At 45.4% G+C, this 12832-nt stretch carries 12 protein-coding genes; 4 read left to right on the top strand and 8 right to left on the bottom strand.

Annotation, left to right across the window (positions count from 1 at the left end; all coding sequences use genetic code 11):
• Window positions 1–166 precede the first annotated feature (166 nt).
• From AC6H1S_RS18325 to AC6H1S_RS18310, 4 genes are all read left to right on the top strand, one after another.
• The gene (locus tag AC6H1S_RS18325) at window positions 167–529 is read left to right on the top strand and encodes a BlaI/MecI/CopY family transcriptional regulator (protein ID WP_199139915.1); all 363 of its coding nucleotides are present in this window, start codon (window positions 167–169) and stop codon (window positions 527–529) included.
• On the top strand, window positions 526–2628 hold the full coding sequence (locus tag AC6H1S_RS18320; protein ID WP_497564548.1) for a M56 family metallopeptidase: 2103 nt from the start codon (window positions 526–528) through the stop codon (window positions 2626–2628). The genes AC6H1S_RS18325 and AC6H1S_RS18320 overlap by 4 nt, the downstream gene beginning before the upstream one ends.
• 232 nt (window positions 2629–2860) lie before the next feature.
• Window positions 2861–5227, top strand: a complete 2367-nt coding sequence (locus AC6H1S_RS18315; protein ID WP_497564547.1) for a TonB-dependent receptor domain-containing protein — start codon at window positions 2861–2863, stop codon at window positions 5225–5227.
• Window positions 5228–5329: 102 nt separating this feature from the next.
• Entirely contained in the window at window positions 5330–7768 is a 2439-nt protein-coding gene (locus AC6H1S_RS18310; protein WP_497564546.1) for a DUF5916 domain-containing protein, read from the top strand.
• Between the two features lie 2 nt (window positions 7769–7770).
• On the opposite strand, the gene AC6H1S_RS18305 is transcribed toward AC6H1S_RS18310, so the two are convergent.
• The 8 genes from AC6H1S_RS18305 to ruvX form a co-directional block, all read right to left on the bottom strand.
• Window positions 7771–8763 (bottom strand): DUF3078 domain-containing protein, encoded by a 993-nt coding sequence (locus AC6H1S_RS18305; RefSeq protein ID WP_199139909.1) that lies wholly within the window; start codon window positions 8761–8763, stop codon window positions 7771–7773.
• Window positions 8764–8767: 4 nt separating this feature from the next.
• A complete protein-coding gene (locus AC6H1S_RS18300) occupies window positions 8768–8983 on the bottom strand; it encodes a hypothetical protein (protein WP_497564545.1) in 216 nt (71 codons plus the stop codon).
• Window positions 8984–9015: 32 nt separating this feature from the next.
• Window positions 9016–9342 carry a hypothetical protein gene (locus AC6H1S_RS18295; RefSeq protein WP_497564544.1) on the bottom strand — a complete coding sequence of 109 codons (327 nt, stop codon included), beginning with the start codon at window positions 9340–9342 and terminating at the stop codon, window positions 9016–9018.
• Complete coding sequence (locus tag AC6H1S_RS18290) at window positions 9339–10091, bottom strand: hypothetical protein (protein WP_497564543.1); 753 nt, start codon at window positions 10089–10091, stop codon at window positions 9339–9341. The genes AC6H1S_RS18295 and AC6H1S_RS18290 overlap by 4 nt, the downstream gene beginning before the upstream one ends.
• A 49-nt stretch (window positions 10092–10140) precedes the next feature.
• Window positions 10141–10986, bottom strand: a complete 846-nt coding sequence (locus tag AC6H1S_RS18285) for a glucosaminidase domain-containing protein (protein WP_199139895.1) — start codon at window positions 10984–10986, stop codon at window positions 10141–10143.
• Window positions 10986–11690 (bottom strand): glucosaminidase domain and LysM peptidoglycan-binding domain-containing protein, encoded by a 705-nt coding sequence (locus AC6H1S_RS18280; protein WP_497564542.1) that lies wholly within the window; start codon window positions 11688–11690, stop codon window positions 10986–10988. Before AC6H1S_RS18280 ends, AC6H1S_RS18285 begins: the two co-directional genes overlap by 1 nt.
• A 63-nt stretch (window positions 11691–11753) precedes the next feature.
• Window positions 11754–12383 (bottom strand): O-methyltransferase, encoded by a 630-nt coding sequence (locus AC6H1S_RS18275; RefSeq protein ID WP_497564541.1) that lies wholly within the window; start codon window positions 12381–12383, stop codon window positions 11754–11756.
• A 5-nt stretch (window positions 12384–12388) separates the two neighbouring features.
• The gene (gene ruvX / locus AC6H1S_RS18270) at window positions 12389–12805 is read right to left on the bottom strand and encodes a Holliday junction resolvase RuvX (RefSeq protein WP_199139889.1); all 417 of its coding nucleotides are present in this window, start codon (window positions 12803–12805) and stop codon (window positions 12389–12391) included.
• Window positions 12806–12832 lie beyond the last annotated feature (27 nt).

Here is a 12832-nt window from a genome sequence, read left to right as displayed (position 1 = left end):
TTGCCTAAAAGCGAGCCCAATCGTAATTGCAAGGCAATTTTCCATCCTGATTTTCAAAAATCCGACGCCACAAAAATTAAATGCAACATAAAAGTTACACAAATACTAATCGATTAGTTTGTGTATTAATCAATTAGTAGTACATTCGCTTATCAATTTTTACAACATGATCAAATTAGCAAAAAGAGAAGAGCAGATTATGCAGGTGTTTTGGGAAGTAGAGAAGGCATTCATCAGGGATATCATCCCTTTGTTGCCCGATCCTAAGCCCCATTACAACAGTGTAGCTACGATGGTAAAAATTTTAGAAGAAAAAGGCTTTTTAGGCCACGATGTGGTAGGCAATATGTTCTGTTATTTTCCGGTTATCGGTAGGGAAGAGTACCAGAAGCATGCCCTTAAAGACGTGGTGAGCCAATACTTCGACAATTCCTATCCGCGCATGCTGGCCTTCTTTGCCAAGGAGCAGAACTTGTCTGACGACGAATTAACCGAAATTGTTAACCTCATTAAATCGAAGAAACCATGATGTTCTACGTGTTGAGTGTGGCCCTTATCTTGGCGGGCTGCCTGGTGTTTTATAAGCTGTTGTTGCAAAACGAAACCTTTTTTCCGCTAAACAGGTTTGTGCTGCTCATTTGTTTGGCACTTTCTTTTGGCCTGCCTCTAATTCCGGTACCGCAGCAATGGTCGTTCAGAAAGGCGAATGTAGAGGTGCCCGCTGTGATCGATAACAGTAGGGTGCCTGCGGTAGACGTACCGCAACCTACGCCAACTGTACAGCCCAAGGCCACCATCAGCACGGGCAACGAACAGCAAGAATCTTTCTTTAAGGATATCTCCCTGCTAAAAGTGCTTTTTTGGGCCTATTGGCTTGGCGTTATCGTATTTGCGGTCAATTTCCTTTTTCAGCTCTGCGTTTTGCTTTATCGCGTCTATTCGAGGCCGGTAATTAGAGACGGCCGTTTCAGAATTGTAGAGCTGGCGGGCAACCAGGCGCCCTGCTCCTTTGGCAACAACATCTTCATCAATCCCGAAAAGTACGATTGGGATACCTACAACCAGATTATCCTGCACGAGAAAATCCATATACAGCAAGGACATAGCTATGATATTTTGATCGCCGAGCTGGCTTTGGTTTTTCAGTGGTTTAACCCCTTTGCCTGGATGTACCGCAAGGCCATGGAAGACAACCTCGAATTTTTGACGGATAACGAACTGCTGGCCAACTCCGATATTGAGCCAAGCAGCTATCAGATGAGCCTGGTAAAGGTTTCGGCCCCACATTTTCCGGCTAGTTTGACCACCAACTACAATCAATCCATTCTTAAAAAAAGATTAGTTATGATGAACGCAAAAAAATCTAACGTAAACTCTACGTGGAAATACTTATTTATTGTACCATTATTATTGGTATTTGTGGCTTTCCTGAACGAGCCGAAGGCTTATGGAAAGAATGACGCACAAAGAAAAACCGCCGAAAGATTTCGATTGATCGACAATGAAGGCACTTGGTTTGCCACCATCAAAGGCGACAAAGTAAACATCCGTTTCGAATCAGACGAAGACGGCAAGAATATCAGCAATCATACCTTTTCGCTGGCAGACCTTAAAAACCTGCCGCGTGGAAGCGAAGGCTCCTTTTCGATTACCCGTGATGCCGGCACGATGAACTTTACCGGAAAATTTGAAAACAATACCGGCATGGGGTCTTACAAATTTAGCCCAAATGCAGATTTTACCAGTTTCCTGACCAAGGAGGGCGTAAGCGGAATCAGAGAAAAAGATAACTTGGTGTTTTTCCTGATCAATGTGAAACGAGGCTATGTTACTGCGCTTAAAGGCTTGGGCTACAACCAGGTTTCTAAAGACAACTTGATTCCCCTCGTGGCTTTAAACGTAACACCCGAGTACATCCAGTCGCTAAAAAAGGCAGGCTTGTCTGACGTGAGCTTGGGCGAATTGATCCCGCTAAAAGCGTTGGATGTTGATGCCGACTTCATTAAAGGAATTAAAGATGCGGGTTATAGCAAAATAAGCGCTAACAAGATGGTCACCTTTAAATCGCAGGGCATTGACGGCGCCTACCTGAAAAGTGCAAAAATGGCAGATGCCGAAAGCCGCGAGGCAGATGCTGCCGACAAGGTGAAAAGCAAGATTGAAAAAGCCAGCGAAAAAGTCAGCGAAAAAACAATCGGGAAAGCAACCCAAAAAGCGGCCAGAACCGACGAAGATGACGAACTGGGTAAACTGATTGCCAGAAAAGTAATGAGAATTACGCCAGAATATGCCAAAGGCTTTACAGACAAAGGTCTTAAGGTATCTGACGAAGGTCTGCTTTCGATGAAAGCACTCGGCGTGACGCCAGAATATTTCGAAAGCTTCAAAACAGCAGGCCTTAGCAACTTAACAGCCGAGCAAGTAACATCGCTTAAGGCTTTGGGTGTAACGGCAAGCGATTTTGAAGAGTTCAAGAAACTGGGTTTCAAGAACATTACCATCGAAAATGTGCTTTCGGCCAAGGCAACTGGAACCTCGCCTACATTTGTGGCCTCGATGAAGAAGAAAGGACACAACTACAGTTCGATAGAAGACTATGTTAAAATGAAGGTACTCGCTATCGATTAACCTAATCTAATAAACCAAACCAACGATAAGCCCGCTGTTTTTGATGCCCTTGCGCATCAGAAACAGCTATGGGCAAGCCCTGTCAAATGAGGTCGGAATCTATCCGCTTGATGAGCTGAATAGCCTTTGCGCGCCCGACCAGAAAACACTAAAACCCATTCGTAAACCAAAGGCTAAGCATGCAACATTTGCTTAGGCAGGATATCTTTTGCCCTAACCAATCCCTATTGAAATGAAGAATGCCCTATTCTTTTGCCTTTTATCCCTATTCGGTATGGCCACAGTTCAAGCCCAACTAGTTAGAATAAGCGGAAAAATTGTAGCCAACAGCAGTCAGCAAGGCCTTGATTATGCCTCGGCCGCCTTGGTACGCCTGCCCGATTCGGCCACTGTAGGCGTACAGTATAGCAACGCCCAGGGCATTTTCGAATTTAAGGAAGTAAAGTCTGGCCAATATTTTATAATGGCTTATTACCTGGGCTACGAAAAGGCTAAATCGGCTGTTTTTACCGTAGTCAATGCCGATTTGGAATTGCCAATCTTGCGGTTAACCAGCAGTACGAATACACTTAAAGAAGTAACCATCAAAGGAAACAAACCCCTAATAGAAAGAAAGATAGATCGTATGGTTTTTAACCTCGAAAGTTCGATCGCTGCCAAAGGCACAGACCTTACCCAGGCCTTAGCCTTAACACCGATGTTGCGGGTTGAGGAGAGTGGCATTTCCATTGTAGGCAAGGGTGGCGTATCGGTGATGATTAACGAACGCATGGTGCCGCTTCGTGGCAGCGACCTCATTAACTATCTCAAATCGCTGCGGTCTGACGATATCGAAAAAATAGAAGTTATTACCACGCCCCCGGCCAAATACGAAGCGCAAGGCAACAGCGGGTTGATCAACATCGTGATGAAAAGCAATCCCAGCCTCGGATGGAGCGGCAATTTTAGCCCGTCGTTTATACAGAATAGCTATTCCGGTTTTGCCAACAACTTCAACCTCAACTACCAATCGCAAAAATTGGCCAGTTCGGTGAAGCTGAGGCAGTACCACAGGCCGGCGCATATCGACGAGCAGACCGATAACATCGGCGTCAATTCGATATGGAGCCGCGATCCGAGAAAAAGCGTTGCCGATGGCATAGGTGCTAACCTGAGCCTCGACTACAAAGCTGGGAAAACTACCAATTTGGGCCTGATTTATGATGTAAGCAAAACCAGTTCGGATATGGATATCGACAATGTTACCATTTATCAAACCCGTGGCCAAACCGATTCGGTGCTCCGTACGGTTTCGCATAACGAAAACCCAAACCTTACCCATACGCTAAGCCTCTACTACGATCAGAAACTGGATAGCTTAGGCAAGAAACTAAGCACCAGCTTCAACTATTTTGCCAACGCCCCCGAAACCACCAACAGCTTTCAAACCACTTCCGATCAAACCGGGCAAACCAATCGCGTGCGCAACTTTAACGGCACCCAGTACCGTGTTTGGTCGGCACAAAGTGATTTGAACCTGCCCTACAAATGGGTCCTGCTTGAAACAGGCTTAAAGTTTACCAATTTTGACCAGGATGCCGAAACGGTTTATGCCAATTTTGTTCAAGACGTTTTTAGGCCAGATCCCTTGAGAAGCAATGCGTTCAACTATAACGAAAAGAACTTAGCAGGATACATCAGCCTGCAAAAGGCGCTCAGTAAGAAGTGGGAGGCCAAAGCCGGGCTTCGGTATGAATATACCTGGGTTGATGGCTATTCGCCCACCCTTGATTCGCGGAGCAAGTCGGAATACGGCAAACTGTTTCCAACGGCTTACCTCAGCTATAAGCTCGATAACAAGAACACCTTTTCCATCAATTATTCGAAGCGCATCAACAGGCCAAGCCTAAGGGCGGTTAATCCGGCTAAATGGTACTCTAATCCTTATACGTATTTTACCGGGAATCCCTATTTGAAGCCTTCTTACAACCACAACCTGGAATTTTCGTATATGCATGGCAACTTTTCTTTTACGGCCTATGGCCAAAAATTGGTGAATGGCTATGCCTATGTCGTTGAGGTTAAAGAAGCCCTTAAAGTGGTTAATGCGTACAATTACCTTACGCAATACAGCACCGGGCTAACGGCAAGCCTTAACCAGAAATTTTTTCCCTGGTGGGAAAACAGCAGCTTTGCCTCATACAGCTACTCCAACTCAAAGTCTGCCCTTTCACAGGTGCTTACCCAAAACGGATCGGCCTTTTCCTACAGCATCAACAATACGTTTAAAACCAGCAAGCAAACTTCGGCATTCGTCAATTTTAGGCAATCGCTCTCTTCCAGGCAAAATAATATGTACAGCCAAGGACGGACGGTACTTTCGGCGGGAGCTAGGGTAGCCTTTGCCGATAATAAATTTCAGGTGAACGCTTCTGTTAACGATATCCTGAAAGGCGATTTAGAAAGAAACAGGCTGTACTATACCGATGCAGTGCAGTATGGCCGTACCTATTATGATACCCGCATGCTTAACCTGAATGCAACCTACACTTTCGGCAAATCAAAAGTGAAGGGCAGCCAAAAGCAAATTAACTTTAAAGAAACACAAAGAGCGAATTAATAGCGCTGAGAGCTATACGCTATAAGATAACGCAACATATTTTTCCTTTAGTGCAACATTCGGCACCTTAAGGCCGTCTTATCAACACCATATCAAAACCAAATGAAACTACGATTAACATTCCTAATTATCATATGCTGTAGCGTTGTCGCTTTTGCGCAAAATGTACAGCCCATCAAGAAAAAACTACAGGCCAAAAGAACTGCCATAAGCCCCAAAATTGACGGCTTGCTAAACGATGCGGTTTGGGAGGGTGCACCAATTGCTACAGATTTTGTAGAAAACAGACCCGTGCCCGGCCGTATAGAATCAAAAGAAAAAAGAACCGAAGTAAAAATCCTGTACGATGACTACGCCATTTACGTGGCTGCGCGCATGTACGACAAGCGCGACAGCGTAGTGCACGAGCTGGTATCGAGGGATAACATTGGCAATGCCGATTTTATCGGCGTTGTTTTCGACACCTTTCTGGATGGCGTAAATGGCAACGGATTTTATGTAACCGCGGCCGGCGTACAGTTTGATGCCAAGTATTCGCTTATTGGCGATGAAGATGCCAACTGGAATGCCGTTTGGGAAAGCGAGGTGAATATTGACGACAACGGCTGGACCGCCGAGTTTAAAATTCCCTATTCTGCCCTGCGCTTTTCGAGTAAAGACCTGCAAAACTGGGGCCTTAACTTGGTAAGAAAGCGCACCGGAGCCAATGTGCAAACCTTTTGGAATTTTGTAGATCCAAGGGTAAGCGGCTTCATTAACCAGGAAGGTGTTTTAGAAGGCCTGCAGGGCATCAAAGCACCTTTGCGCCTCTCTTTTTCGCCCTATATTTCTACCCTGGTTAGCCATTATCCCTACAATGTACCGGGTGTTAAGAACACGCAGACTACTTTTAACGGTGGTATGGACGTGAAATATGGCATCAACAAGAGCTTTACACTCGATATGACCCTGATTCCCGATTTTGGACAGGTGCAAAGCGATAACCGCATCCTGAATTTAACACCCTTCGAGGTGAAATTTAACGAAAACCGCCAGTTTTTTACCGAAGGAACCGAGCTGTTTAACAAAGGCGATTTGTTTTACTCGAAAAGGATTGGATCTATTCCTTCTTATGTCGACCTTAGCGATTTGAAGGCCGGCGAGAAAATCGTGAAGAATCCGCAGGAGGCCAAAATCATCAACGCTACCAAAATATCGGGTCGTACGGCTGGTGGTTTGGGGCTGGGCATATTCAATGCCGTAACCAACAGCATGTATACCGAGGTAGAAGATGCGCAGGGCAACAAGCGCAGCTTCAAGAGCCAGCCTTTAACCAATTACAATATTTTTGTGTTAGACCAATCGCTAAAAAACAACAGTTCTGTTAGTGTAATCAACACCAATGTATTGAGGCAGGGCAATGCCTACGATGCCAACGTAAGTGCATTTTTGTTCAACATCAGCAATAAAGACAATAAATATTTTGTAAGTGGCGCAGGCAAGATGAGCTATGTTACCGAGGCGCCTACAACGGCCGACCGTACCGGCTACAGCTATAATTTTAGCATGGGCAAAAAGAGCGGAACAGTTACCTACGATTACCAGCAGGAATTTTCAGATACGCGCTTTGATCCATCGGATATGGGCTTTTATACCAACAACAATTTCTTTGATCAAAAAATAACCGCCCACTACGATACCTACAAGCCTCATTCTTGGTACAATAAATGGCTCAACTATTCGAGGGTTTCCTATTCGAGGAGGTTTAAGCCAGGCGATTACCAGAACCTGAGCATCGAGGGCGGTCCTTACATCGAGTTTAAGAACTTTTGGTCGGCAGAGCTTAACCTCTATTATGCGGCAACTGGCAACGACTTTTATGAAGCCCGCAACGGACAGGTTTACAAAACGCCATCACAGTTCAAATACAGCGTATTTATCAATCCAAACCGGGCCAAAGCCTATAATTTTGGGGGCAATGTGCAGATTACCAAGGTTAATCTGTTTAAGGGCGGGAACTACAATTTCTACTTCTTTCAGAACCTGCGGGTAAACGATAAGCTGGCTTTTGGACTGGATCTTAATTTTGCGCCGAGCTATAATGCCGTCAATTGGGTAGCCGCGCAGGGCGCGCAAGCCATTTTTTCGAGGTACAACAGAAATACCGTCGAAAATTCGATGGATGCCAAATACAGTTTCAGCAATAAAATGGGCATCAACTTAAGGGTAAGGCACTATTGGTCTGACAGGCGCAATAAAGAGTTTTTTGTGCTGAACAGCGCCGGCCGATTGGATGCCTACAATGGCCCTGCCCTGCAAAATGTAGACCGCAATTACAACGTATTTAACATCGATCTGGTTTACCAATGGGTGTTTGCGCCGGGAAGCGAGCTGAGCATCACCTATAAAAATGCGGCCGAATCGAACGAAATGTTCTATACTGCCCGTTATGGCCGCAATTTCGACAAGATTTTGTCGGGCCCGCAAAACAACAGCCTATCGGTTAAGGTGCTCTACTATATCGATTACCTCAACCTGATCAAGAAGAAAAAGCATAACTAAAACTATCTGGGGAAGGTAAACATGAGCCCAAGGGCGAGTGTTTGGCTTCCCTGTATTTTAAGGTCGGTATCCCTGTCGTATAAGCCCACTCCGGTTAGCGAAACGTTGATATAACGATTAACCTTGGCCATGATGTTCACGTCTAAACGGTGGTCGATGTGCCCAAAATTATCATAAGGAATAAACATATTGTACCGGGTTTTAAGCATAATGTTGGTAAACACCTCTTTTTCAAAACTGCTTACAATCTGAAAGGCCAGCTCGTTTCTAAAGTTTTTGCCTTTTTCTACCCCAAAGTTATTCGGGTTGGTGCGCCAGATGGCTGTGTCGAGCACAAAGGTTTGTCGGGCAGTACCTGTACCAATTCGGGTTGAGAAAAACTTGTTGGGCTTGTACTCAAAACCGATGGATTCGGTGAGGTAGCCCGGCGACATAAACTTAGACAGGAGGTTTTCTTTTTCGTTGCCCTGTGCATCCTTGCTGTAGGAGAAGCCCTTGTCAAACTGCGATTCGAAATTGATGGAACCGAAGAAATACCAGTTTTTAGAAAGCTGTATGGCCGCTTTGTTATCCCAGTAAATACGGTCGGTAGTTTTCTTTTGGAGCTGGGCCTTGTTTTTTACCTTGCCGTATTGCAAAATGACTTCGCTTACATAGCTGTAGCTTTCCTTGCTGTACTCGGCCTTATAGTTTACCAATCCGCCAATGGCCAAAGAGTTTACGCCCCCGCCTTTCCAGTTGTCGCTGAAGGCCGCCTGGTTGATGTTGATGCCCACCGAAGTCTTGGTTTTCCAGTAGTTTACCTTTGCATTAACCAAAGCCGGCTTAAGCACTACAGGCTGAAACTGAAGGATTCCCATGCGCGAAGGAAGCGGACTGCGCTTTAGCCTAATATCTAAATCTTTGGTAGAAATAGGAATGGTGTCTGTCTCTTGGGCCACAGCAGGAAACGAAAGGATAACGACAAATAGTAGGCTAAGTAGTGTGTTCTTCATTGTTTTACAAAGAAAAAGAAAAATAACAGCTAATAAAAGTTTTTATGGCGATTGCTTTGAGGGGTAAACCGAAATGAAGCTGTGCCAAGGCCGGAAAGCGGTGAACAAAATCGTTTGAGTAACCCACCAGGGAATAGACGACCATCAGAATCGATTTCTTTTGTAACCACAATGATGCAGAGCTTAAGGCACCGGATTTTGTGGCGCTGCGCTCATCCATAAAGTGACTATAATAAGCAATGACTTGAGCGGTTAGCTCAAAAACCTGAGCCAGCTATAAAGCTTTCGCCGCTTCAAATAATCAAAATCGAGTTCATTGGCAAAAGCTTCGCGCTCAAAACAGATCTGTAGATAAGCCTGGCGATGGTTGCGGAAACGCAACAGGTTAACAAGGTAATTGAGCAGGTAAACTACATAAAAAGGGATAACCAATAGTTCCAGCTGCTGCTTAAGGTGGATCTGCTCATGGTTGATTAACGATTTGTCGGATTTTAGCACATGGCTTTTAACCAGGATGAAAGGGAAAAGCGCCATGCCACTGGCGGGCAATTTTGACCAAACAACAATCCGGGGTCTCATGGATTGGTCTGTAAGCTCAGCCTTGGCAGTTTGGGCAACCTAAAAGTTGCCGGATTGCGCTTGTACGAAGCATAACTGTTTTTGATAAACTGCACAAACGAATAGTCGGATGCGGTAAGCACAAACTGGTAGGTTGGACGGTACTGCACCATAAAGTCGTTTAAATCAGCGTCGCCGATGCCGGTAACTGCTTTTACATAATCAGGCCTAAAGCGGTAATCGATAATGGCTTCGTGGTAGTCGCGCTCTAAAATGGCCTGTAGCCTTCGCGCATTACGTCCCTGGCGGCTCAGCAGGTTATAAATTACATCAATACTCAAACCCGCACCCGATGGACCTAAAGAAAAAGGATCTTTGGTGCTGCCTCTTTGTAGGGCAGATTTATATTCTTTCAGGTTTTGGTTGTATTGTTCCTGCGGCGTTGGTTTTTTGCCTACGATCTGTACCTCTTTGAGCTTAATGCTGAGCGATTTGAGCTGAAACACAATGGCGCTTTGGCCTTTGTATATCACCGTGTCCATGGCATAGCCACTTAAGGCCGCAAAAAGCGTATCGCCTGGTTTTATGTTGGCTGTAAACTCTCCCTTGGTGTTGTTGTAAATGCCTTCGTCTGAACTTGGGTTGTAAATGTATACCTTGGCCAGTCTCAATTTGCTGTCCTGATCAACCACAAAACCCTGTACGGGCTTGTTTTGGGCAAAAAGCCTTGCGCTGCACAACAGAAGAAGTAAGACAACCGAAAATCTCATGGTTTAACAAAACTACAATTTATGCTAAAAGTTTTATTTGCTCTTAACATTATTTAACTACCAAAAGTTTTTGTCCAACCTTGATGTTGTTGTCGTTCAGTTTGTTTAAGGCCTTCAAATCGTCAACCGTCAACTTGTACATTTGCGCAATCCTGAACAAGGTATCGCCCTGCTTAACCACATAATAGCTGTCGGTGCTGGTTGGTTCCGGCGTTGGCGGGTCTTTGGGTGCCACATCAACAGGGGTGAATTTCTTTTTTTCAAGCGGGATATTGGCGTTGATTTCGGTAAATACCCGGTCTTCGCGGTTAATTTTTTCCCTTTCGCTTTCAGGCTGATCGTACTGGTACAGTTTGTACTTCTCAATGGTGGTAATCAGCATGTCGGGGTATTTCGGATTGGTGGCGTAGCCAGCGGTTTTAAGCCCCAAGGCCCAGTTTTTATAATCGTTTTTGTCCAGCTCGAACAAGAAGCTGTAGCGCTTCCGTTTTAAAAATTCCGAGTGGTCTTTGTACGATTCGCGGGCGTCTTTATATACCCTGAAACAGTCGTTGGCTTGGTCGTCGTCTTTGTAATAAGCCTTGCCCCGCCAATCGGAAGTACATTTGATGCCGAAATGGTTGTTGGCATACTTGGCCAAAGAACTGTTGCCGCTGCCCGATTCGAGGATGCCTTGGGCCAAGGTAATGCTGGCCGGAATACCGTAGGCATTCATTTCTTCGATGGCTACACCTTTAAAGGCCTCAATATAGCTCAGCGTAGTATAATTGCTGAAATTTGGATTTTCTTTGTTGGCGGCTTTCTCGATTTGCTTGTTGTTGCGGCTGTACTGTCTGGATTTACAGGCGCCCAACAGCAAGGTGGCAATAGCCAATAAGAGGATGGTGTTCTTCATTAACGTTTAATTTTTTGCCCCGGTTGCAGGGCTGATGACTTGAGACCGTTTTTTTGCAGGAGCGCAGCTGCCGTAGTGCCCCAGCGCTCGGCCAGTTTGTTTAAATTGTCGCCTTTTTTAACCGTATAGGTTTTAGATGGGCTAGACCCGCTGCGTTTGGCGCTTTTTGCGGTGCGCGTTTTGTTGGCCGGTGTGGTGATTATCGGATCGGGTTGCTCTTCATAATCGTCGGGGCGCTCGTCGTAAAGGTAAAGTTCATATTTTTTAATCAAGCCAATTACCTGCGAGGCCCACGAGCGGCTGTGTGCATAACCTCCCCTTTGAATGCCCCGTGCCCAGTTTTTATAATCGTATTGGTCGTATTTCTCAAAGAGCACGTCGAAATAAGGTCTGCTGTGCAAAAAAGAAACAAAATGATTGTATGACGAATCGACCGTTGGGTAATCGCGGTAAGAAGAACGGATTTCGGTATTGCTGTTGGCACCTTTTACGCCAAAATGGTTGTTGAGGTAGCGGGCAATCTTGCTTTTGCCGGCGGCCGATTCGTGGATGGCAACCGCCAGGATGATGCTGGCGGGCAACTGGTGTTCGCGCATCAGCTCTTGTGCATGTTCCACGTGTTCGGCAATATAATCTTCGGTTGATTGTGCTTTGCCAAAAAATGCCGATAAGAGCAACAGGCATACCATAAGGATTTTCTTCATTGTTAAATTGTTTGATTAAATGTTAGCCAACGCTAACCGTCAATTGACAATTGCCAACTCGAATTATTTTTTTCTGATCACAAACAGTCCGTCGCGAACGGGGAGGATTAATTTTTCTACCCGTTGATCCTTCGCAACTTCGTCATTAAAATTACTAATGTTTTTGGTGTCTTTGTCTTGTGCGCCACCCAACACTTTTCCACTCCACAGCACATTATCCACAATAATAATCCCGCCGGGCCTTACCCTGTCGAAAATGAGCTGGTAATAGGTGCCATTGTTCTTTTTATCGGCATCAATAAATACCAGATCGAAAACCTCGTCGATATGCTGTAAGCTTTGCTGGGCATCGCCGATGATGTATTTAATCTTTGGGTTTAAGGGCGATTTGGCAAAATTGCCACGCACCATGTCTTCGAGTTCGGCATTGATGTCGAGGGTATAAATGAGGCCGTCGTCGGTTAATCCTTCTGCCAGACACAGGGTGGCATAACCCGTAAAGGTGCCGATTTCCAAAATCCTTCTGGCGCCGATCATCTTGCTCAGCATGCTCAGCACGCGTCCCTGGTAATGTCCGCTCAGCATGCGTGGCATCAGGACCTTTAAATGGGTTTCGCGGTCTATATGCTGTAAAAGCGTGTCTTCGGGCTCTGCATATTTTAACAAAAGGCTTTGTAATTCTTCGCTGATCATTGTGCTTATAAACGGTGTTGTTCCATAAAATATTGCAGAATTATGGTGGCCGAGATGGTGTCTACCCGTTCCTTGTCCCTTCTATCGCTTTTTTTGAGTCCGCTTTGCATAATGGTTTGATGCGCCATTTTGGAGGTAAAACGCTCGTCGATCCAATGTTGCGGGATTCCCGGAAAATTCTTCTTTAAAATGGTGGAAAAGCCTTTTACGTGCTGCGCCGATTCAGAAGGCGTGCCATCCATTTGTTTGGGGTCGCCCAGTACAAAGGCCTCTACCTGCTCATGGAGCATGTATTTTTTCAGGTAGTCTACGACATCTTTCGGGTGAATGGTGTCCAACCCTGTTGCAATCAGCTGCAGGGGATCGGTTACGGCTATGCCGATACGCTTGGTGCCATAATCAAAAGCCAGGATACGTGCCATATTCTGGCCAAAGATAGCGATTTATCT

It is taken from the genome of Pedobacter sp. TM02 (genome assembly GCF_059705275.1).
The sequence above is the reverse complement of the archived record's forward strand: the minus strand, read 5'-3'. Positions and strand labels throughout refer to the sequence as shown.